17 protein-coding genes are annotated in these 21757 nt (G+C 52.3%); 8 read left to right on the top strand and 9 right to left on the bottom strand.

The genetic code is table 11. From position 1 onward, the window contains the following. Window positions 1-88 precede the first annotated feature (88 nt). The 5 genes from mutA (at window position 89) to BARVI_RS01880 (ending at window position 8757) form a co-directional block, all read left to right on the top strand. Entirely contained in the window at window positions 89-1957 is a 1869-nt protein-coding gene (gene mutA / locus BARVI_RS01900) for a methylmalonyl-CoA mutase small subunit (protein WP_025277602.1), read from the top strand. A 42-nt stretch (window positions 1958-1999) separates the two neighbouring features. Continuing rightward, entirely contained in the window at window positions 2000-4135 is a 2136-nt protein-coding gene (scpA, locus tag BARVI_RS01895; RefSeq protein ID WP_025277601.1) for a methylmalonyl-CoA mutase, read from the top strand. A gap of 184 nt (window positions 4136-4319) precedes the next feature. Beyond that, window positions 4320-6932, top strand: a complete 2613-nt coding sequence (locus tag BARVI_RS01890; protein ID WP_084546954.1) for a M6 family metalloprotease domain-containing protein — start codon at window positions 4320-4322, stop codon at window positions 6930-6932. A 169-nt stretch (window positions 6933-7101) separates the two neighbouring features. Continuing rightward, entirely contained in the window at window positions 7102-7635 is a 534-nt protein-coding gene (locus tag BARVI_RS01885; RefSeq protein ID WP_157232465.1) for a hypothetical protein, read from the top strand. Window positions 7636-7719: 84 nt separating this feature from the next. Then, a complete protein-coding gene (locus BARVI_RS01880; protein ID WP_025277598.1) occupies window positions 7720-8757 on the top strand; it encodes a DUF6340 family protein in 1038 nt (345 codons plus the stop codon). A 92-nt stretch (window positions 8758-8849) separates the two neighbouring features. On the opposite strand, the gene BARVI_RS01875 is transcribed toward BARVI_RS01880, so the two are convergent. The 8 genes from BARVI_RS01875 to BARVI_RS01840 all read right to left on the bottom strand — a co-directional run bounded on the left by BARVI_RS01875 (window position 8850) and on the right by BARVI_RS01840 (window position 19106). Continuing rightward, window positions 8850-9365, bottom strand: a complete 516-nt coding sequence (locus BARVI_RS01875) for a cyclophilin-like fold protein (RefSeq protein ID WP_025277597.1) — start codon at window positions 9363-9365, stop codon at window positions 8850-8852. Window positions 9366-9371: 6 nt separating this feature from the next. Beyond that, entirely contained in the window at window positions 9372-9953 is a 582-nt protein-coding gene (locus BARVI_RS01870; protein ID WP_025277596.1) for a DapH/DapD/GlmU-related protein, read from the bottom strand. A 9-nt stretch (window positions 9954-9962) separates the two neighbouring features. Continuing rightward, window positions 9963-10928 (bottom strand): alpha/beta hydrolase, encoded by a 966-nt coding sequence (locus BARVI_RS01865; protein ID WP_232213990.1) that lies wholly within the window; start codon window positions 10926-10928, stop codon window positions 9963-9965. Window positions 10929-11180: 252 nt separating this feature from the next. Beyond that, window positions 11181-12443, bottom strand: coding sequence for a phosphoglycerate kinase (locus tag BARVI_RS01860; RefSeq protein WP_025277594.1), 1263 nt, complete (start codon window positions 12441-12443; stop codon window positions 11181-11183). 95 nt (window positions 12444-12538) lie between these two features. Then, the gene (gene pyrF, locus BARVI_RS01855) at window positions 12539-13369 is read right to left on the bottom strand and encodes an orotidine-5'-phosphate decarboxylase (protein WP_025277593.1); all 831 of its coding nucleotides are present in this window, start codon (window positions 13367-13369) and stop codon (window positions 12539-12541) included. Window positions 13370-13381: 12 nt separating this feature from the next. Then, a complete protein-coding gene (gene prfA, locus BARVI_RS01850) occupies window positions 13382-14494 on the bottom strand; it encodes a peptide chain release factor 1 (RefSeq protein ID WP_025277592.1) in 1113 nt (370 codons plus the stop codon). Between the two features lie 339 nt (window positions 14495-14833). Continuing rightward, window positions 14834-17389 (bottom strand): alpha-glucan family phosphorylase, encoded by a 2556-nt coding sequence (gene glgP, locus BARVI_RS01845; RefSeq protein WP_025277591.1) that lies wholly within the window; start codon window positions 17387-17389, stop codon window positions 14834-14836. A gap of 37 nt (window positions 17390-17426) precedes the next feature. After that, window positions 17427-19106: a glycogen/starch synthase gene (locus BARVI_RS01840; protein WP_025277590.1), complete on the bottom strand. Its 1680-nt coding sequence runs from the start codon at window positions 19104-19106 to the stop codon at window positions 17427-17429. Window positions 19107-19458: 352 nt separating this feature from the next. Here BARVI_RS01840 and BARVI_RS01835 point away from each other — a divergent pair, with 352 nt between their 5' ends. The 3 genes from BARVI_RS01835 to BARVI_RS01825 all read left to right on the top strand — a co-directional run bounded on the left by BARVI_RS01835 (window position 19459) and on the right by BARVI_RS01825 (window position 21147). Continuing rightward, window positions 19459-19740, top strand: coding sequence for a hypothetical protein (locus BARVI_RS01835; protein ID WP_025277589.1), 282 nt, complete (start codon window positions 19459-19461; stop codon window positions 19738-19740). Window positions 19741-19748: 8 nt separating this feature from the next. Continuing rightward, window positions 19749-20297, top strand: coding sequence for a lysophospholipid acyltransferase family protein (locus tag BARVI_RS01830; protein WP_025277588.1), 549 nt, complete (start codon window positions 19749-19751; stop codon window positions 20295-20297). A 67-nt stretch (window positions 20298-20364) separates the two neighbouring features. Next, window positions 20365-21147 carry an amidohydrolase gene (locus BARVI_RS01825; RefSeq protein ID WP_025277587.1) on the top strand — a complete coding sequence of 261 codons (783 nt, stop codon included), beginning with the start codon at window positions 20365-20367 and terminating at the stop codon, window positions 21145-21147. 189 nt (window positions 21148-21336) lie between these two features. Here BARVI_RS01825 and BARVI_RS01820 read toward each other — a convergent pair whose 3' ends face one another. Beyond that, window positions 21337-21747: a hypothetical protein gene (locus BARVI_RS01820; RefSeq protein WP_025277586.1), complete on the bottom strand. Its 411-nt coding sequence runs from the start codon at window positions 21745-21747 to the stop codon at window positions 21337-21339. Window positions 21748-21757: the final 10 nt, after the last annotated feature.

Raw genomic sequence — 21757 nt, 5'->3', positions numbered from 1 at the left:
GTCGGGCATAGAGATTTGGTGCTTGACACATTTTATAAATAAACCAATAAAAAATAGTTTGGCTTAAACAACTTAACTAATAACAACTATGGCAGAAAGTAAAGAAAAACTGTTTGACCAGTTCCCGCCGGTCTCCACGCAAGAATGGAAAGACAAGGTCATTGCCGACCTGAAAGGGGCTGATTTTGACAAGAAACTCGTATGGAGGACCAACGAAGGGTTTAATGTAAACCCCATGTATCGTGCCGAAGACATTGCCGGTCTGCACACGACCGATTCGCTTCCCGGCGAATATCCCTACGTACGGGGTACGCGTACCGACAACAACTGGCTGGTGCGTCAGGATATTAAAGTGACCGATGTCAAGGAGGCCAATGCCAAGGCTTTGGATATCCTCACGAAGGGTGTCGAGTCGCTGGGATTCGAGCTCTCGAAAGATTTGATTTCGGTGGAAAATCTGGGAACTTTGCTGCATGGTATCGATGTGGAGAAAGTCGAGTTGAACTTCTCCTCTTGCATGAAAAGCACAGTGAAACTTGCCGAGACGGTAGCCGCCTACCTCAAAACGACAGGTGCCGATTTGACCAAGATTTCGGGTTCTATCCGTTTCAATCCGTTTAAGCGCATGTTGACCAAAGGTCGCGATTTTGCCGACTATGCCGATCAGGCTGTTGCCATCATCGCCGCCGTGAAAGAGTTGCCCCTGTTCAGAGTGCTGGCTGTCGATGCCGTGATGCTGAACAACGCCGGCTCGTTCATTTCGCAGGAGTTGGGCTTTGCCCTCGCCTGGGGTAACGAATGGCTGGCTGCCCTCACTGAAAAGGGCTTGACCGTCGACGAGGTGGCCAATCGAATCAAATTCAATTTCGGAATCTCGTCCAACTACTTTATGGAATTGGCCAAATTCCGGGCAGCCCGCATGTTGTGGGCTCAGATTGTAAAACAATACAATCCGGCTTGCGATTGCGCCTGCAAGATGAAGGCTCATGCCCAGACTTCGGAATTCAACCAAACCGTTTTCGACGCTTATGTCAATCTGCTCCGCTCGCAGACCGAGACCATGTCGGCTGCCCTGGCCGGTGTAGATTCAATCACCACGACTCCCTTTGACAAGGCCTATAAGGAACCCGATGATTTTTCGGAGCGCTTGGCCCGCAACCAGCAACTGCTGCTGAAAGAGGAGTCGCATATCAACCGCATTACCGACCCGGGTGCCGGTTCGTATTATGTAGAGACCCTCACGGTTTCGATTGCCGAGCAGGCCTGGAAACTCTTCCTCGAAGTTGAGGACAAAGGTGGTTTCTACAAAGCCGTGAAAGAGGGCTTCGTACAAAATCAGGTAAACGCTTCGGCCGAAACCCGTCACACCAATGTAGCCCGTCGCAAGGAGATTTTGCTGGGTACCAACCAGTACCCCAACTTCAACGAAGTGGCCGGCGACAAGATTACCAAAGGCGAGGCTTGCGGCTGCGGTTGTGGCAAACACGACGACCACCATTGCGAACCCGAATTCCCCGTGCTGAATACCAAACGCGCCGCCAGCGACTTTGAAGCTCTGCGTTTGGCTACCGAGCGTTCGGGCAAACGTCCGTCGGTGTTCATGCTCACCATCGGTAACCTGGCCATGCGTCTGGCCCGTTCGCAATTCTCGGCCAACTTCTTTGCTTGTGCCGGATACAAGATTATCGACAACCTCGGATTTGAAACCGTACAGGCCGGTATCGATGCCGCTCTCGAAGCCAAGGCCGATATCGTGGTACTCTGTTCGAGCGACGACGAATATGCACAATACGCCCCCGAGGCCTTCAAGCTGCTCGACGGCCGTGCCCTGTTTGTCGTAGCCGGTGCCCCCGCCTGCATGGACGATTTGAAAGCTCAGGGTATTACCGAGTTTATCCACGTGCGTTCCAACGTTCTCGATACGCTGAGATCGTTTAACGAGAAACTCTCGATTTAAAGTCGTACCATTTTGTATCACGTCAAGAAAAACAAAAAAACAATGAGACCTAATTTTAAGAATATAGATATTACAAAAGACGCTTTCACTCACTCGGCAGGGAAAGTGGTCAGCGAGGGTGAGAACTGGATTACGCCAGAACAGATACCCGTTAAACCCATTTATACCAAAGAAGACCTCGAAGGTCTTGAACACCTCAACTACGTAGCCGGTATACCTCCCTTCCTGCGTGGCCCGTACAGCGGCATGTATGCCATACGCCCCTGGACAATCCGTCAGTATGCCGGTTTCTCCACAGCCGAGGAATCCAACGCATTCTATCGTCGCAACCTGGCCTCGGGTCAGAAAGGTCTGTCGGTTGCATTCGACCTCCCCACACACCGCGGTTACGATGCCGATCATGAGCGTGTGGTAGGCGATGTGGGTAAAGCCGGTGTATCTATCTGCTCGCTCGAAGACATGAAGGTGCTCTTCGACGGAATCCCCTTGAACAAGATGTCGGTATCCATGACCATGAACGGTGCCGTGCTTCCTATCCTGGCATTCTACATCAACGCCGGTCTGGAACAGGGTGCCAAACTCGAAGAGATGGCCGGTACGATCCAGAACGATATTCTCAAAGAGTTCATGGTGCGCAACACCTATATTTATCCGCCCGAATTCTCGATGCGAATCATCGCCGACATCTTCGAGTTTACCTCGCAGTATATGCCCAAGTTCAACTCGATTTCGATTTCGGGTTATCACATGCAGGAGGCCGGAGCCACGGCCGACATCGAGTTGGCCTACACCTTGGCCGACGGTCTCGAATACCTGCGTGCCGGTATCAATGCCGGTATGGACATCGACTCGTTCGCGCCGCGGTTGTCGTTCTTCTGGGCCATCGGCATGAACTTCTTCATGGAGATTGCCAAGATGCGTGCCGCCCGTATGTTGTGGGCCAAGATTGTGAAACAGTTCAACCCCAAGAATCCCAAATCGCTGGCTCTGCGCACACACTCGCAAACGTCGGGTTGGTCACTCACCGAGCAAGACCCCTTCAACAATGTGGGTCGTACCTGTATCGAAGCCATGGGGGCCGCTCTGGGTCATACCCAGTCGTTGCACACCAACGCCCTCGACGAGGCCATCGCACTGCCTACCGATTTCTCGGCACGTATCGCCCGTAATACTCAGATCTACATTCAGGAAGAGACCTACATCACCAAGGAGATTGACCCGTGGGCCGGTTCGTACTATGTAGAGGCTCTGACCAACGAACTCGCACACAAAGCGTGGGAGCATATCCAGGAAATCGAGAAACTGGGCGGTATGGCCAAGGCTATCGAAACCGGTCTGCCCAAGTTGCGTATCGAGGAGGCTGCCGCACGCACGCAGGCTCGTATCGACTCGGGCAAACAGACCATCGTGGGCGTGAACAAATACCGTCTCGAAAAAGAGGCTCCCATCGATATCCTCGAAGTCGACAACACGGCTGTGCGCAAAGAGCAAATCGAGCGCTTGCAGTACCTCAAATCGCACCGCGACAACGATGCCGTCAAGGCTGCCCTCGATGCCATCACCGAGTGTGTGGAGACCAAGAAGGGCAACCTGCTCGACCTGGCCGTCAAAGCCGCCAAGGTACGCGCTACGTTGGGCGAAATCTCTTATGCATGCGAAAAGGTAGTAGGACGTTATAAAGCAGTAATCAGAACTATATCAGGCGTGTATTCATCAGAAACCAAACAAGATGCCGATTTCGTTCGGGCAACGGAATTGTGCGAGAAATTTGCCAAGAAAGAAGGTCGTCAACCGCGTATCATGATTGCCAAGATGGGTCAGGACGGTCACGACCGGGGTGCCAAAGTAGTGGCTACGGGTTATGCCGACTGCGGTTTCGACGTAGATATGGGCCCGTTGTTCCAGACTCCGGCCGAGGCTGCCCGCCAAGCCGTCGAAAACGACGTGCACGTGTTGGGTGTATCTTCGCTGGCTGCCGGTCACAAGACCTTGATTCCGCAGGTTATCGAGGAGTTGAAGAAGTTGGGCCGCGAAGACATCGTGGTGATTGCCGGTGGTGTAATTCCCCCGCAAGACTATGACTTCCTCTACAAAGCCGGTGTGGCCGCCATATTCGGTCCCGGTACCTCGGTAGCCAAAGCCGCTTGCCAGATTCTTGAAATTCTTCTCGACGAATAATCCGTTTTCAGGAAGATATTCTCTCGAAACCGGGTGGATCTCGAAAAGGGATCTACCCGGTTTCTGCTTTCATGAAGATTGAGAATAGAGATGTAGGAATACAATTTTTTCAGATTATAGATAGGGGAAAAGTTTGTTATTCCCGTTTAATTCGTATATTTACACTTTTCTAAACCTCCTTAGTATGAAAAAGATATTTATCTCCTTGTGCGCGAGTGCCTTATTGGGAATAACCTCGCTTTCTGCCATACCGGCAAGGTCTATCCCCCAGACGGTTGTTCAGCCCGATGGGACCGAAATTACCGTGCGGTTGGTTGGTGACGAGTTTTATCACTATCGTGTGACAACCGATGGCATTCCCGTGGTACGGTGTGCCGATGGGTTTTATCGGTATGCCGAGTTGTCGTCGAGTGGAGCGGCTGTTGCCGGTTCGGTTATCGCTCGTGATGCCCGTTTGCGGAGCGATTCGGACAAGGCCTATCTCAGTGAGTTGGCCTCCCGCCGGGTGTCACAAGAATTGGTGGCTCATCGAAATCTGAAAAAACAACAGGCACAGCGCCACATTACCCGCCGGGTTACACAAGCGACTACCGGCGAAGAGGTACATGGCCTGGTGCTTCTGGTCGAGTTCAGCGACACGAAATTTGCCGCCACGAACGGTCGTGATGCTTTCGACGAGATGATGAATAAAGAGGGGTATGATTATCAGGGAGCCATAGGCAGTGCGCGAGACTATTTTATCGCTCAGTCGGGTGGTGCGTTTCAACCTATCTTCGATGTAGTAGGGCCCATAACACTCGATAAGAAGATGGCCTATTATGGCGGTAACGGCAGTGATGGCAGCACTGACCCCAATGCGTCGGAAATGATTATCGATGCCTGCCGGAAGGCCGAGTCGATGGTCGATTTCACCCTGTACGATCGCAACAATGATGGCTTTGTCGATTTGGTCTATGTCATTTATGCCGGTTATGGCGAATCGGCCAACGATGCGCAAGGTTCGCTCGACGATACCGTGTGGCCGCATGCCTGGTATGTTTATCAAGGAGCAAGGAGGTCCGTTCTTGTCGACGGTAAGTACATTGATGCTTATGCCTGCTCGGCCGAGTTGCTGGGCAATCGGGGAACCTATCGCGATGGCATAGGTTCATTCTGTCACGAGTATAGTCATACGCTGGGATTGCCCGATTTCTATGATACGAGCGGTTCGTATAATCCCAATTATGGAATGAGTTCATGGAGCCTTATGGATTATGGGTGTTACAATGGGCCCGATGCTAATGGCGACGGGTATAGCGATGGTTCGGTTCCCGTAGGGTACAGTGCTTATGAACGCGAGTTCTGCGGTTGGCTCACGATTGAAGAGTTGACATCGCCGGCATCGATTACACTTGAAAATCTGGCCGACAGTCACAAGGCCTACAAGATTGTGTCGAGCGACAAGAATCAGTATTTTACCCTCGAAAACCGTCAGCAAAAGGGGTGGGACCAGTATATGGCCTCCTCGGGATTGATGATATTGAAGGTCGATTACAACCAGTCGGTTTGGGATAGAAATACGGTTAACAATGAGTCGACTCGCCAGCGCATGACCATCATGCCTGCCGATAACCAGTATAGTTCAAGAAATGAGTATGGCGATTTGTATCCCTATGGGGGTAACAACTCGTTTACCGACAGCAGTCGGCCTGCGGCACGAACCAACACGGGTGAACTGTTGGGAAAACCGGTGACCAATATTGCTGCCAATAATGGCGTGATAACTTTCGATTTCATGGGGGGAACCCCCGCCATAATAGCCCCGGTTGCCAACGAGGCTACCGAAGTTTCGGCAACCGGCTTTACGGCCAGTTGGTCGCCTGTTGAGAATGCTGCCAGCTACACGTTGAAGGTCGGACGCAGAGATCCGTCGGCCGGGGGGGATATCCTGTTATCGGAAAGTTTCAACAACATTTCGACTGCAAGCACGACCAATGTGGGCGGAATCGGGTCGATGAAAGATATTGCCGACCAATATTTCGAAACACCGGGTTGGCGTGGAAAATATGTTTATCCCGAGGTGGGTAAGATAAAACTGGGCAACTCGGCTAATAGCGGGGCCTTGTGTACACCCGCACTTGACCTCTCGTCGTGCGGTGGTGTATTTACGGTTTGTTTCGATGCTTCGCGGTATAACTCAAAAGAGCAGTCTGTGATGAAGGTCTATCTCGAAGACGACGAAGATAACGCCCAAACCACCGATATGTTGCCTGTCGATGAGATGAATACTTATACGTTGACCTTTACCGGCGGAACGGCCAACAGTCGCATCGTGCTTGAAGTGGTGTCCACCAGTGGAAAGAGATCCTATATCGACAACATCGTGGTATATAGCGGCGAAGTGCAATCGGACGGAATGGGTTCGGAAACCGTTGACGGAGAGTGGCCCTTGACCTTGACAGGTATTACCTCAACCTCCCATCAGTTCACCGATCTTGAACCGGGATATGTCTACACCTATCAAGTGAAGGCCGTTACGGCCGAGGGAGAGGAGAGTGCCTACTCCAATGTGGTGAAAGTGAAGTTAGATGCTCCGTCGGGTATCTGTGATGTACTTGAAGTAAACCATCGGGTTTACGCCGCCGAAGGTGGTATCGTGGTCGAGAATGAATCGGCTCTGCCGGTAGAGGTAATCAACCTTATGGGACAAGCCGTTGTGACTACCGATGTCAATGGACGGGCGCTCCTGTCGGTTCCCGCACCGGGTATCTATATCGTGCGTTGTGGTACGGAAGTAACTCGGGTAGTAGTGAGATGACAAGATTGAATAGCCTGCATAACAGTCCGGAGTCGTTTTTCAACGACTCCGTTTTTTTTATCTTTTTATCTCTCTCTTGAAGGGTGCAAATCGATATTCTAATTTTTGTTAGCACAGTTGTGAAAACAAAAATGAATCGCTACATTTACTTGTCAAAAGAGTGGGGTGAATGATACCGAATGATTGGCTGGCGGTTGTTTCAAAGCCTTGTAAAAAGGAATACATGACCGAATGGGTGGTCGAGCAAATGCGGTGCTACCCGTGTCTCGACGAGTTGCTGTCCTGGGTACGGGGTAGTGGGGCCGAGGCCTTTCGGGCGGCACGCTGTCTGGAAATCGTATATGAACGGGACCGGCCCCTCTTCTTGAAATACAAGAGCCGCTTCTTGTCCGATGGGAGCCAGGTGACGCATCGGGGCGTAAGGCGCATATATGCCCATCTGCTGTACCGCATGCTTGAACAGGGCGAATATCTCCCTGCTCACGAAGAGGCCGAGAGGTGGGTACAAACCCTTTGTGCATGGAGTATAGAGCCAGGGGGCAAGGTGTCGGAGTTGGTGTGGTATCTCACTATCCTGAATCATCTTTCCGGTCAGGTCGAGTGGGCCGGTGATATGCTGCGGCAAATCGTGGAGATGAACGATGCCGACCGTTCGCCCGGCATGAGGGCCCTGTTGAAGCGTATGCGCAAATCATTAAAATAGCTTAAATACAGGTGATTTGCCCCGAGAAGCTGTTGTTATGATTACATTTGTAGAGAAAACCTGTGATGAAAGGGAGGTTTTAATATGAAAAAGAGTCTGTTTTTTATCGTGGCCGCTGCGTTGTTGCTGACGGGTTGCCGGTCGGTATCGGTTCTTTCGCTCGATGTATGGAGGCCGGCCAAGGTAACTTTTCCACCCACTGTCACGAGGTTAATGGTGGTCAATAATTCGGCTGAGCCCGAGGAGAAGGAGGGTAATCGATATAAGGATATTTCGGCAAAAGAGTTCACGCTTGTCGTTCCGCACGATAGTACCACCTATCGGTTGGCCGAGAATATCGCCGTTGAGTTGGACAATGCCCATTATTTCCCCGAGATAACCATTTTCTATGACGATTCCATCACGCTGCCCAAGAGCCTCTATCCGTTGTTGGACGATCGTCAATTAGAGACCATCAGGGGAGGAGCCTCCCATACGGCCGTGCTCTCTCTCGACAAGACCAATATGGCCGTGACCATGGAGGACCAGCCGTTGTACGACGATTATGGCGAAACGTTGTTCGTGACCAATCTGTCGGTGGCTACCACGCTGTGGTTGCGGGTTTACTGGCCCGATCGGGTCGATCCTACCACTGAACTTGTGGTCGATACCGTCTATTGGCAGACCTTTGGATATACCCCCGTCGAAGCTCACGGGTATTTACCGTCGACCGTCGGTTTTGTTCAAGCCGCCATGCAGCATGTTTCCCAACGGGTGCGCGATTTGCTTGTCCCGCATGTAGATCAGGTGGAGCGTTACCTGTACACGTCGACCAATCCGGCCATGAAAGATGCGAACGACTATTGGCAACAGCAACGGTTTACCGAGGCTTCGTATCTGTGGGAATATGTCTATGAGGAGCAGAAAAACAAGACCGATCGGGCTATGGCCGCTGCCAATCTGGCGGTTTATAACGAGTTGCACGATCAGTATGACAAGGCCATCGAATGGGTAGACAAGTCGCTCGATTTGTTTCAGGAGAAGGGCGGACATGAAAATACCGATGTGGCCATGTTGAAGGATTATCGGAAGCAGTTGCTTGACCGCAAGGCGGTTGATAAAACTTTGCAGCAACAGATGTAGATTACATCTTGTCTTTACGAAATAAGAAGAGCGTTCGGCCGGAGTCTTGCTCCTGACCGAACGCTCTTCTTTTGTAGAGGTGAAACCCGGGGTCAGCGTTCAAACGATACCGTTACGGAGCCCGAACCTACGGCGGCAGCCAGTCCAGCCGGATTGTCTACGCGTCCGATACGGGTGTAGCGGTAGGAGGTGGAGAAGCTCTCGTAGAACAGCACGATGCACGTCGAGCCGTAGAGCATCAGGTCACCCGTCTGTATGGTGCCCGGCGATGTGGGCTGAGAGGGCAAACTTTGGTCGAGATAGATATACTTTTCGTTGCCGTTCAGTTCGCTCATGTTCAGGCGCAGCGGCAGCAGGTCGGCAAAGGCCAGGGCCGTAGTATTGTCGGCCAGAGTAATGGTAAACGTAGAGTTACCTATTGTCATATTCAGTGTCATGGCGTCGGGTGTTTCGGGGTTGTCATTATCATTATCATTGTCATCAGGAGTATTCCCGGAGTTGCTCGATACGGACGTAGGTTCGTCGTTACGGTCGCAAGCGGTGAAGGCCCAGCCCGAGCTCATGGCAAAAAGTATGGCAAGGGCGGTTGCAATCAGCGGTTTCATCATGAATTGTTATTTGGTCTCTGGTTTGGTTTCAATCACGTGAATCAACCGGGCCGGAACACCACCGACTACCGTATTGGTAGCCACATCTTTGGTCACCACGGCACCCGCAGCCACTACGGCGTTGTCGCCGATGGTTACCCCTTGCAGAATGGTAGCGTTGGCTCCTACCCACACGTTGCGTCCCAGTACGATAGGGGCCGGGTAGGTAGTCTGTCGGTCCTCGGGGGCAAGGCCGTGGTTGAGGGTGGCAAATACCACGCCGTGTCCGATCTGGCAGCCGTCGCCGAGAGTGATGCCACCATGGTCCTGAAAGTGGCAACAGTCGTTGATAAAGACATTCTCACCCAAGTGTATGTTCTTGCCGAAGTCGGCATAGAGTGGAGGAAATACCCGCACCGTATCGGGTACGGGCTGTCCGGTAAGTCGGGCAAGCAGTTCGCGAATCTCGTCGGGGGTATGATAGGCGTTGTTCATTTGGCAGGTGATGCGCCGGGCCTCGTCGCTCATCTCGTTCATGAACTGTCCGATTTCGGCTCCTCGAAGCGGTTTGCGTTCGGCTGTATGTTGCAGAAATTCTTGAAGTGTCATGATTGTACCTTATTTTAAGTATTCACGGAAGAACGATTCGATTTTGTCAAACGGAATGATGTCGACACGGTCGTAGAGGTCGACATGCGAAGCGCCGGGGATAATCATCAGCTCCTTGTTGTCGCCGGTGAGTTTCTTGAACGCATCTTCGCTGAAATAGCGTGAGTGGGCCTTCTCGCCGTGAATCATGAGCACGGCGCTGCGTATCTCGTTGCTGTAAGTGAGCAGAGGCGTGTTGATGAACGAGAGGGCCGAGGTCACGTTCCAGCCGCCGTTGGAGTTGAGCGAGCATTTGTGATAACCCCGCGGCGTCTTGTAGTAGGCATAGTAATCCTTGACAAATTGCGGAGCATCGGCGGGCAGCGGGTCTACCACACCACCGGCCAACGCATAGGAGCCGTTGCGGGCATCAATGGTGCGCTGGGCATTGAGCTTTTGGCGCAGGGCATAACGCTGGTCGGCATCCATCGAGTCGAAATAACCGTTGGCGCTCACCCGGCTCATGTCATACATGGTCGAAGTTACCGTAGCCTTGATGCGGGTATCGATGGCCGCTGCATTCAGAGCCATACCGCCCCAGCCGCAGATGCCCAGGATACCGATGCGTTCGGGGTCCACGTCGTCGCGTATCGACAGAAAGTCGACGGCCGCGCAGAAGTCCTCGGTATTGATGTCGGGCGAAGCCACGTACCGGGGTTCGCCACTACTTTCGCCCGTGTAGGAGGGGTCGAAGGCAATGGTGAGGAATCCGCGTTCGGCCAGGGCCTGGGCATAGAGGCCCGATGCCTGCTCCTTGACGGCGCCGAAGGGACCCGAAATGGCAATGGCCGGCAGCTTTCCCTCTGCGTTTTTGGGTTTATACATGTCGGCGGCCAGGGTAATGCCAAACCGATTTTTGAAATGTACCCGTTCGACGGTAACCCGGTCGCTCGGGGCAAACGTCTTGTCGTTCTCTTGTGCTTGAATCGTATTCATTGTAAAAAGGGTTAGAAACAGGTGGAAAATAAAAAACTTTGTCTTCATGCGTCTTAATCTTAGTGATATACGTTGAGGTATCTCTTTTTTCTCGATACAAAAGTATAATGAGCCATGTACCCTTTTTGTAGACAAATCTTCGAATCTTGTACCCCAATCCTTGTTCTTGCTGGCGGTAGGGCAGGTGAAAATAAGAGGGCCCGGAAGATTTCTTTCGGGCCCTCTCTGTATGTGATTTATATCGTCGGGGTATTAGCCTTGGATAGCGGCGATACCGGGCAATACTTTACCTTCGATAGCTTCGAGCAAGGCACCACCGCCCGTCGAAACGTAGGATACCTGGTCGGCCAAGCCGAACTTGTTGACACAAGCTACCGAGTCACCACCACCTACGAGCGAGAATGCACCGTTCTTGGTAGCCTCTACGATAGCCTCGGCAACAGCGCGCGAACCCGATGTAAAGTTGTCGAATTCGAATACGCCTGTCGGGCCGTTCCACAGGATAGTCTTCGATTTTTTGATAACGTCGGCAAACAGAGCTTCCGATTTGGGACCGATGTCCATACCTTCCCAACCGTCGGGAATTTTGTCTACATCGCAGAAGTCGGTGTGAGCGTCGTTCGAGAAGTCGTCGGCAATTTTGGCATCGACGGCCAGTACGAGGTTCACGTGGTTGGCTTTGGCTTTTTCAATCAGTTCGAGTGCCAGGTCGAGTTTGTCGTCTTCGCAGATCGAGTTACCGATTTTGCCACCCAGAGCTTTGGTAAAGGTGTAGGTCATACCACCGGCAATGATGAGGTTGTCGACTTTGGTCAACAGATTCTCGATGATGTCGATTTTCGACGAAACTTTCGAGCCACCCATAATAGCGGTGAAGGGACGAACCATCTCTTTCATCACTTTGTTTACGGCAGCTACCTCTTTACCCATGAGGTAACCGAACATTTTGTTCTCGGGGGTAAAGTATTCGGCCATCAAAGCCGTGGAGGCGTGGGCACGGTGAGCCGTACCGAAGGCGTCGTTTACATATACATCGGCCAGGCTGGCGAGTTCTTTGGTAAACTCTTTCTGGCTGGCTTTAATGGCTTTCTTGGCAGCAGCTTTTTCCTCGTCGCTGGCATCTTCGGCCAAGCCTCTGGGTTTACCCTCTTCTTCGGCGTGGAAGCGGAGGTTCTCGAGCAGCAGCACTTCGCCCGGTTTCAGGGCAGCGGCAGCAGCTTTTACCTTGTCGCCTACGCAGTCATCGACAAATTTTACTTCGGTGCCCAGCAGTTCGCTCAGGTGAGCTACGATGTGACGCAACGAGAATTTATCTTCGGGACCTTTTTTGGGGCGGCCCAGGTGCGAACCGATAATGAGGCTACCGCCATCGGCCAGGATCTTCTTCAACGTAGGCAATGCTTTTACCATACGAGTGTCGTCGGTGATGTTAAAGTTCTCGTCGAGGGGAACATTAAAATCTACGCGTACAAATGCCTTTTTGCCGGCAAAATTGTAATTGTCAATTGTTTGCATATCGTTTAATATTTAGTATGTAACTCGTTTCTGTTTGGCAAATTTAGGTAAAAATCGATTATCTTTTTACTATTAAATGCTATTTTCTCTAAAAATCAGAGTAATCCTTTCTTGTGCAGCAGGTGTTCCATCTCGTACTGCACTTTCAAGGCCTCCTCACGGGCGGCCTGGGCAAACGTTTCGTCGGCCGCGGCGTAGATGATTTTGCGCGAAGAGTTAACAAGCAGGCCGCACTCGCTGTTCATTCCGTAGGTGGCTACCTCTTCGAGGCTGCCGCCCTGGGCGCCAACGCCGGGCACCAGCAGGAAGTTGTTCGGGGCGATGCGGCGCACGTCTTCAAACAGTTTGCCCTGGGTGGCTCCTACGACAAACATCAGTTGCTCGTCGGTTGCCCAGGTTTGAGCCACGCGCATCACCTTCTCGAAGAGGCGTTCGCCGTTGGCATCGGTGGTCAGCTGGAAATCGTGCGACCCTTTGTTGGAGGTGAGGCCGAGCAGAATGACCCACTTGTCGGGGTAGCCCAGGAAGGGTTTCACGCTGTCCTCGCCCATGTAGGGGGCCACGGTCACGGCATCGAGGTCGAGGTGGCAGAAGAAGCTGCGGGCATAGAGTTCCGAGGTGTTGCCTATGTCGCCCCGCTTGGCATCGGCGATGATAAACTGGTCGGGGTAATTCTCGCGCAGATAGCTGACGGTCTTCTCAAAGGCGGTCCAGCCCATTACTCCCAGACTCTCGTAGAAGGCCAGGTTGGGCTTGTAGGCCACGCAGAGGTCGGCCGTAGCGTCGATAATTGCCTGGTTGAAGGCAAAGATGGGATCGTCGGCCGATTTCAGATGCTCGGGAATCTTCTTGATGTCGGTATCGAGCCCTACGCAGAGGAACGATTTCTTCCGCTTGATATTTTCAAATAGCTGTTTCTTGTTCATGATATATGGGGATTATAGTTCACTCTCTTTGAGCCGCTCGGCATTCTCGGCCACGATGAGGTGGTCGATACAGTCCTGTATGTCGCCGTCCATGAAGGCAGCCAGGTTGTAGATGGTATAGTTGATGCGGTGGTCGGTGATGCGCCCCTGCGGGTAGTTGTAGGTGCGTATCTTGGCCGACCGGTCGCCGGTCGATACCATGGTCTTGCGCCGGCTGGCAATGTCGTCGATGTATTTCTGGTGCTCCTTGTCGTAGATGAACGAGCGCAAACGCGAGAGGGCACGCTCCTTGTTCTTGGGTTGGTCGCGGGTCTCGGTACACTCGATGAGAATCTCTTCCGTCTCGCCGGTGATGGGATTTTTCCAGTTGTAGCGCAGCCGCACGCCCGATTCTACCTTGTTTACGTTCTGGCCGCCGGCCCCGCTCGACCGGAAGGTATCCCACTTGATTTCGCCCTCGTTGATTTCCACGTCGAACTCTTCGGCTTCGGGCAGCACGGCTACCGTGGCGGCCGAGGTGTGTACGCGACCCTGGGTCTCGGTGGCAGGCACCCGCTGCACGCGGTGTACGCCCGACTCGTATTTGAGTGTGCCGTACACGTTGTCGCCCGTTACGGTGAAGATAATCTCCTTGTATCCGCCCGAGGCCCCTTCGCTGTAACTGCTCACCTCGGTTTTCCACCCCTTGGTTTCACAATATTTGGTATACATGCGGAAGAGGTCGCCGGCAAAGATGGCAGCCTCGTCGCCACCTGTTCCGCCCCGTATCTCGACAATGGCGTTTTTGCTGTCTTCGGGGTCGGCCGGTACGAGCAGCAGTTTTATCTCCTCTTCGAGTTGGGGCAGCTGGGCCGAACACGATTCGAGCTCCTCTTTGGCCATTTCGCGCATTTCGGGGTCGTTCTCGGTTTCGAGCAACCGGCGCGATTCGTCGATTCCGTTCAGCAGTTGTTTGTATCGTTTGGCCGCTTCCGATATTTTTTCGAGTTCTCGATACTCTTTAGTCAGCTTGACATACCGTTTCATGTCGCTTATGACGGCGGGGTCGGTAATCAAGGTTCCTATTTCTTCAAATCGGATAAGCAGTCCTTCCAGTTTTTCTAATAGTGAAGATTGTTCGCTCATTCGGGGAATATTTGCTTTGGGGACAAAGATACGAAATTCGCTCGATTTTCGGGAAGGACAGGGGTGAAAAGATGACTCGGTACAGAGCCCGAAGATGTCGTTGGGCCTGCACCGGATCATCTGATATACAGAGTAGTAGTTTAGGGGTAAAACACGTGTCGTGGAGGAATGTTTGCCTTGGTGGAAAACTTAACGTGTTTTAACAATAAAAGCGCCAAGGTTCCCTAATAGAGAACTTGGCGCCTGATAGATAGCTTTCATGTGAGGGAAGAGGGGCAAATCGAGTAACCTCGCTTGCCCTTTTCCTCCTCTTCATATTTCTTGGAATGACAGTCCCGATTAGAACCAGCGAACGTAGGCCAAATCCTGACGGTGAGGCAGATCGGGGTTCTGGGGGAACATACGGAATGAATAGCGGAATACGCCCGAGTCGTTGAGCAGGTAACGCAACTTGTAGGTTACCTTGGTGCCGTCGGTCTGTACCGGTTTCATTTCAATCGTCTTGTAGGGTTCGGTGTTACCCTCTTCTACGTTGGCGATAACGAGCTCTACGCCCAGGCAGTTGCCCAAGCCCTTGTTGTCGATAACCACGGTCATTTCATACTCTTCGCCTACATGAGGATTGTAGAGCAGGCCGTCGGGAATCGAAACCGAGCAGATTTCGATGTCGTTCCATTTCGATACAAACTCCTCTTTCCAGGCTGCAATCTCTTTGGCTTTGGCATAATGGTCGGCTTTGAGCAGCTTGGTACGTTTGCCCTCTTTCATATAGAAGCGGTCGATGTAGTCGTGCAACATGCGCTCCATGGTGAAGTGGGGAGCAATTTTGGCAATCGAGTTCTTGATGTATTGAATCCACTCGGGAGAGTAGCCCTTGCTGTTCTTGGCAAAGTAGAGGGGTACGATTTGGTTCTCGAGCATGGAGTAGATGGTTGCGGCATCGAGTTGATCTTGCTGGTTCTGGTCTTGGAACGTACGTTTGTCGGTCAAGGCCCAGCCAGCACCCTCTTTGTAACCTTCGTACCACCAGCCGTCGAGTACCGAGAAGTTGAGTACACCGTTCATTTCGGCCTTTTCGCCCGACGTACCCGACGCTTCGAGCGGACGGGTAGGCGTGTTCAGCCAGATATCTACACCCGAGATGAGCCGTTTGGCCACCTTCATGTCGTAGTTTTCGAGGAAAATGATCTTGCCGAGGAACTGCGGCATGCGCGAGATTTCGACAATCCGCTTAATCAAGCCTTGACCGGCGCCGTCGGCAGGGTGAGCCTTACCCGAGAAGATGAACTGTACCGGGTAGTTGGGGTTGTTGACAATCTTGGAGAGACGGTCGAGGTCGGTAAAGAGCAGGTGTGCCCGTTTGTAGGTGGCGAAACGACGGGCGAAACCGATGAGCAGGGCGTTGGGATTGATCTTTTCGAGCACCGATACGATGCGCGAGGGGTCGCCCTGGTTTTTCAGCCACGTTTCACGGAAGTCGTCCTTAACGAATTTCACAAATTTGTTTTTCAACGTCTGGCGGATATTCCAGATAATCTCGTCGTCTACGTCGTAAATCTTTTCCCACATTTTGGGGTCGGACTGATGGTCCATAAAATCGGGACCGAAGGTCTTGACATAGAACTCTTTCCACTCCGATGCGGCCCAGGTGGGCATGTGCACGCCGTTGGTCACATAACCCACGTGCAGTTCGTCGGGGCTGTATCCTTTCCAGATGGGTTGGAACATCTTTTGCGACACCTTGCCGTGCAGCCAGCTTACGCCGTTCACCTCCTGGCAGGAGTTGCAGGCAAATACACTCATCGAGAACTTCTCGTTGGTATCGGGGTTTTCGCGACCCATGTTCATCAGGTCTTTCCATTCGATGCCCAATTTGGCCGGGAACTCACCCATGTATTTGCCGAAGAGCGATTCGTCGAAGTAGTCGTGTCCGGCCGGCACGGGAGTGTGTACGGTGTAGAGCGACGAGGCGCGAACCACTTCGAGGGCCTCGCTGAACTTCAGATGATCATTTTGTACATAGTCGACCAGCCGTTGAACGTTCAACAGGGCCGCGTGACCCTCGTTGCAGTGGTAGAGGTCGGTCTTGATGCCCAATTTGTTCAGCATCAGGATACCGCCGATGCCCAGCAGGTACTCTTGTTTCATACGGTTTTCCCAGTCACCGCCGTAGAGCTGGTAGGTGATGGAGCGGTCCCACTCGCTGTTCGAGTCGAGGTCGGTATCGAGCAGATAGAGTTTGATACGACCCACGTTGACACGCCAGATGTGTGCGTAGACGATGCGACCGGGGTAGGGAACTTCGAGTACCATGGGGCGACCGTCTTTCTCGGTCATCTGCTCGATGGGCAGTTGATTGAAGTTCTGAGCCTCGTAGTTGGCAATCTGTTGGCCGTCCATCGACAGTGTCTGGGTGAAGTAGCCATAGCGGTAGAGGAACCCGACAGCCGTCATGTCGACGTTGCTGTCGCTGGCCTCTTTCAGGTAGTCACCGGCCAGAATACCGAGACCGCCCGAATAGATTTTCAATACATGGCTCAACCCATACTCCATGCTGAAATAGGAGATAGAGGGCACGTCTTTGCGTTTTTCGACGTTGATATATTTCTCGAAATGCTCATACACCTCGTTGATGTCGTGCATGAGTTGTTTGTCTTTCGTTATTTCTTCGAGTCTTTCATACCCGATGCGTTGCAGGAATAGAACGGGGTTCTCGTGAACCGCTTTCCACAAATCCTTATCTATCGATTTAAACAAGTTTTTGGCCTCACTGTTCCATGACCACCATAGATTTTTTGCTAAGACAGCCAGACAGCTCAACTCTGCCGGAACTTGCGATTTAACAGTAATATCACGCCAGTTAGGAGTGTTTGTGTTGCTTACTTGTACTTTCATAATAGAATATTGAATTTATTATTAAGTCTTGTCTGAATTAGTATTCCAAGTCGTTGTTTTCTTTGGGTTTACGTTGCGAGGCCTTTTCCAGTGCCAGATGGAAGGCCTGCGAGTAATATTCGATGAAGTTTTTCCATTCGGCTTCGAGCGAAACGGCAGTGGCGGCTTGTGCTATTTTTTCGCGTTGAGCTTTGCCACAGTGACTCAGGGCGAGAATGGTGTCGGCCAACTCTTCCGATACCTCCACAAAGTTAAAGTCGCTGCGATGCAGCACCTTCACACCCGATTTTCTCATACCTTGCTCCTGACGGGAGTTTATCCATTGGCCGAATCCCGAGAGGTCGGTGGTGATGGTGGGTACCCCGAAGGCAATGCTTTCGAGCGGAGTGTAGCCCCATGGTTCGTAATATGAGGGGAAGGCGGTGGCGTCGAGACCGATGAGCAGGTCGTAGTACGACAGGTTTACGATACCGTCGTCGCCCGTGAGATACGAGGGAATGAATACAATTTTTACCTGACTCCCGGGTTGGTTGTCGAGTTGCAGATAGTGTATCTGATTCACCACATTGTCCTGGTCGAAGTTGTGGAGTGTGTGGGTGATAAACGGCTCGGGCAGGGGTGTTGTCGCATGAGCCGGTTGTTTCAATCGTTCCTGCAAGTCGGTGCGGGGAGCATCGACCCAGGCGGGTACCAATACGAAGGCCACGATTTCCCGACCCCTGTCGAGACTTTTGGCTACTCGCTTGATGGCATCGACAAAGAGGTCGATACCCTTGTTCTTGTATTCATATCGTCCCGAGGTGGCAACCAGGAAGGCGTTTTTGTTGGGCCGTTCGCCCGTGAGCGCTTCGGTAATGTCGAAGAGCCGTTGGCGGGCCGTCTTGCGGCGCTCCTCATACGCCTCGCCCGAGGGGACAAAATTCCGTTCAAATCCATTGGGAGTTACCACGTCGGGCTTGCGGTCGAGCAGTTGCGTGCACTCTTTGGCCGTGATTTTGCTCACCGTCGTAAAGCAGTCGGCCTCGATAGCCGCCGTCTTTTCCAGCGAGTGTTTCGATACGATGTTCAGCTCTTCGGCCATCTGGTCGCCATTATACCCGGCCAGGTAGTCATACAGTGGTTTCCCGTTCCCGGCAATCGACCGGCCTATCGAGGTGGCGTGTGTCGTGAACAGGGTGGCCACCTGAGGCAGCGTATATTTGATGTGCAGCAGTCCCATGCCGGTCATCCACTCGTCGAAGTGGGCCACTACCTTGTATTTCTCGCCGTGAATGAATTTGTAGAAACTCTCGATGACCAGGGCCGATGCGTAGGCAAAGGCACACGACTCGTCATAGTCGCCGTAAGCCGGCAGCGAGTTTACCCCGTAGCGGTTCCACATCTCGCCATACAAGTCGTTCTTGTAGGCATAGAGCGGTTTGAAATCGACCAATATCACGATGGGGCGGCCCGGTACATTCCAGCGTCCCACCTTGACTTTCATGTTTTGAGGCAGGCAAGCCTCGTGCTGCCACTCCTTCAAAAGCGTTTTGGACCGGGTGAAATAGGGTGAGGGTTTATCGCCCCAGACATCGGGGCCTATAAAGATGACTTTATCCTTATATTGTTTTTGCAGAGTCTTTGCTTTGGTCGATAGCACGGTGTATATGCCGCCTACCTTGTTGCAAACCTCCCAACTTACTTCAAAAATATAATCAGGTATGAGTTGTTTTTCCATTCTTGTAAAATCACTCCCGCTTGTTCCTGGGAATGAGAGTGCAAATTTAGAGAAAATATTTTGTAACACAGCATGAAAAAAGATTTTTTGCAAATTCTTGTGTGGACAATTTTGTGGGCCGCAGAGATAAAAAACTCTTTTTATTGAAAAAGTAGAATTTGATCCGCGTTGTTATATCTAATCCAAATGCTGAAAACCGAGTTTTTCTGCTTGCCTTTATTGACATTAGTCATTGTCTTTCCATAAAACAAGATGCAGTCCGGCATCATCAAATTGAAAAATCGGTTTTCATTTGCTTTGGCTCTAACCTTTTGCTATCTTTGTTCGTAGAAACTTTAAAAACCGATAAGCTATGGCTAACAAAAGATCATTGAAAAAAGAGATTAACTACATCGCTGGCGAATTGCTGGCCGAGTGCCTGTTCAATAAATATTACGTGCCCGGGGTCGATGCCGGTAAACTCGATGAACTGGTGGGCAAGATTGCCGGTATCCAAGACGATTTCCTGTGCCGTGTGGGTGCCAACGGCGACAAGGAGCCCAAGAAGGTAAAAGCCTATTATAGAAAGCTGCGTGCCGATTTCGACAAGGCCATCGACGGCGTGTTTGAAGATCTGGCCGCCCTTAACGGTTGATGACTGCGATGAAACGGGCCCTGAGTTCCTTCCTGTTGAAGGTCATGGGGTGGCGGGTGACGGTTTCGATACCCGATTATCCCAAGTGTGTCATCTGTGTGGCTCCCCATACCAGCAACTGGGATTTCTTCATCGGTAAACTGGCCTATCTGTCGGTAGGCCGATTTGCGGGATTCATGATGAAGAAGGAGTGGTTCTTCCCGCCGCTGGGAGCGCTGTTACGTTCGATGGGCGGGGTGGCCGTGTCGCGCGACCGGCGCACCGATATGGTGGCACAGTTGGTAGAGATATTCAACTCGCGCGATCGCTTTGCCATTGCAATTACACCCGAAGCTACCCGCCGGGCCAACCCCGACTGGAAGAAGGGGTTCTATTACATAGCCCAGGGGGCGAATGTCCCTATCGTGCTGGCCTATATCGACTATCGGGCGAAGCGGGTTGGCATGGAGCGTACCTTTACCCCTACGGGCGATGTCGAGGCCGACATGCGGGCCATCAAGACCTATTACAAGGATTTTCATGCCCGCAGGCCCGAGAATTTTGTAACCGGATTATAACTGTTCTTTTTGTGAGCCGAACGGGGTACAACCCGTTCGGCTTTTTCAGTATGTAAAATTGAGCGAGATGGACGATTTGCTGAGGGTCGCACTGGTGCAGACCGATATCGTGTGGGAAGACAAGTCGCGTAACCGGGAGCGTTGTGCCCAAGTGTTGGAGCGGCTTTCGGGCCGTTGCGACCTGGCAGTGCTCCCCGAGATGTTTACAACCGGATTCTCGATGCGGGCCGAAGAGTTGTCCGAGCCGGTATCGGGGCCTACGGTCGAGGCTCTTGTCGTGTGGGCCCGGCAGTATCGCATGGCCTTGGCGGGTAGCTTCATGGCCCGGGAGGGTGAGCGGTGTTACAACCGAGGGTTTATCGTCACACCCGATGGCGAAGCGCATTACTACGACAAGCGTCACCTCTTCCGCATGGGCGAGGAGGGGCGCCATTTCACGGCGGGTAACCGTCACTTGGTAGTCAATTACCGGGGGTGGAACATCGCCTTGCAGGTGTGCTACGACCTGCGTTTCCCGGTGTGGTGCCGCAACGTGAACAACGAGTACGACCTGTTGCTGGTCGTGGCCAACTGGCCCCAGTCGCGGGGCTATGCGTGGCGCAGCCTGCTCATAGCCCGAGCTATCGAGAATGCGGCTTATGTGTGTGGGGTGAACCGTACCGGGAAAGATTCCACCTCAATGGTTTATCGGGGCGACACGATGGCCGTGGGGGTAAAGGGCGAAATCTTGGCTGAGGCCGAACCCTTTACCGAGCAGGTGGTCGAGGTCGAGCTGGACCTGTCGAAGGTACGCCGTTTCAGAGAGAAATTCCCGGTGTGGAAAGATGCCGATAATTTTTCGTTGGAGTAATCGCCCACTCTTGTTGTCCCTCCCCGAAGATTCATGATAATCCGTTTCCCCGCTATCCTGTGGAAGCTGGGGGTGTCTTTGGTATATTGTGTCAGGTACGCCGAGAGACCGAAAAGAAAATGGCAGCGACCCTCCCGAGCCTCTGCCATGTGTGGTTATTGTGTATAATGTGTAAAAATCGTATCGGTTTCAGGGTTGAGGTTGTGATTTCTCCGTCTCACGCAACCGGCATTCCCAGATGATACCCTTGTCGGTTGCCCCCTCGAAAAACTGTTCGACCGCTTTGCGACGGGCCGGAGGCATGAGGCCCCCGTATTTGAGACATATCTCACCCTGGCTGTCATAGACGGTGGTGATATTCTTGTCAAATGCTCCAGGTGTAGGCATGTAGATGGCGTAGTAGAGTTCGCCTGCTTTTTCATAGAGCGTGATGCGGCACTCGGTTTGCGAGAGACTCTTTTTCTGCTCCTTCAACCAGGCGATTTCGTCGACGGGGTTGTGCCGGGCGGGATTCTTCTCTACTACATATCGGCTGCTGCCACACGAAAGCAGCAGCATTCCGCCGCAGAGCAGGGCGATGAGGTTACGTATCGTTTTCATATGAAGATCG

The sequence above is a fragment of the Barnesiella viscericola DSM 18177 genome (assembly GCF_000512915.1).
Classification (GTDB): Bacteria; Bacteroidota; Bacteroidia; order Bacteroidales; family Barnesiellaceae; genus Barnesiella; species Barnesiella viscericola.
Note: the sequence above shows the minus strand (reverse complement) of the source record. Positions and strands in the feature narration are given on the sequence as shown.

What these genes read in the sequence shown, in the direction of transcription:
- mutA (WP_025277602.1), top strand. Translation starts at nt 89, where the DNA reads ATGGCAGAAAGTAAAGAAAAACTGTTTGACCAGTTCCCGCCGGTCTCC.
- scpA (WP_025277601.1), top strand. Translation starts at nt 2,000, where the DNA reads ATGAGACCTAATTTTAAGAATATAGATATTACAAAAGACGCTTTCACT.
- BARVI_RS01890 (WP_084546954.1), top strand. Translation starts at nt 4,320, where the DNA reads ATGAAAAAGATATTTATCTCCTTGTGCGCGAGTGCCTTATTGGGAATA.
- BARVI_RS01885 (WP_157232465.1), top strand. Translation starts at nt 7,102, where the DNA reads ATGATACCGAATGATTGGCTGGCGGTTGTTTCAAAGCCTTGTAAAAAG.
- BARVI_RS01880 (WP_025277598.1), top strand. Translation starts at nt 7,720, where the DNA reads ATGAAAAAGAGTCTGTTTTTTATCGTGGCCGCTGCGTTGTTGCTGACG.
- BARVI_RS01875 (WP_025277597.1), bottom strand. Translation starts at nt 9,365, where the DNA reads ATGATGAAACCGCTGATTGCAACCGCCCTTGCCATACTTTTTGCCATG.
- BARVI_RS01870 (WP_025277596.1), bottom strand. Translation starts at nt 9,953, where the DNA reads ATGACACTTCAAGAATTTCTGCAACATACAGCCGAACGCAAACCGCTT.
- BARVI_RS01865 (WP_232213990.1), bottom strand. Translation starts at nt 10,928, where the DNA reads ATGAATACGATTCAAGCACAAGAGAACGACAAGACGTTTGCCCCGAGC.
- BARVI_RS01860 (WP_025277594.1), bottom strand. Translation starts at nt 12,443, where the DNA reads ATGCAAACAATTGACAATTACAATTTTGCCGGCAAAAAGGCATTTGTA.
- pyrF (WP_025277593.1), bottom strand. Translation starts at nt 13,369, where the DNA reads ATGAACAAGAAACAGCTATTTGAAAATATCAAGCGGAAGAAATCGTTC.
- prfA (WP_025277592.1), bottom strand. Translation starts at nt 14,494, where the DNA reads ATGAGCGAACAATCTTCACTATTAGAAAAACTGGAAGGACTGCTTATC.
- glgP (WP_025277591.1), bottom strand. Translation starts at nt 17,389, where the DNA reads ATGAAAGTACAAGTAAGCAACACAAACACTCCTAACTGGCGTGATATT.
- BARVI_RS01840 (WP_025277590.1), bottom strand. Translation starts at nt 19,106, where the DNA reads ATGGAAAAACAACTCATACCTGATTATATTTTTGAAGTAAGTTGGGAG.
- BARVI_RS01835 (WP_025277589.1), top strand. Translation starts at nt 19,459, where the DNA reads ATGGCTAACAAAAGATCATTGAAAAAAGAGATTAACTACATCGCTGGC.
- BARVI_RS01830 (WP_025277588.1), top strand. Translation starts at nt 19,749, where the DNA reads ATGAAACGGGCCCTGAGTTCCTTCCTGTTGAAGGTCATGGGGTGGCGG.
- BARVI_RS01825 (WP_025277587.1), top strand. Translation starts at nt 20,365, where the DNA reads ATGGACGATTTGCTGAGGGTCGCACTGGTGCAGACCGATATCGTGTGG.
- BARVI_RS01820 (WP_025277586.1), bottom strand. Translation starts at nt 21,747, where the DNA reads ATGAAAACGATACGTAACCTCATCGCCCTGCTCTGCGGCGGAATGCTG.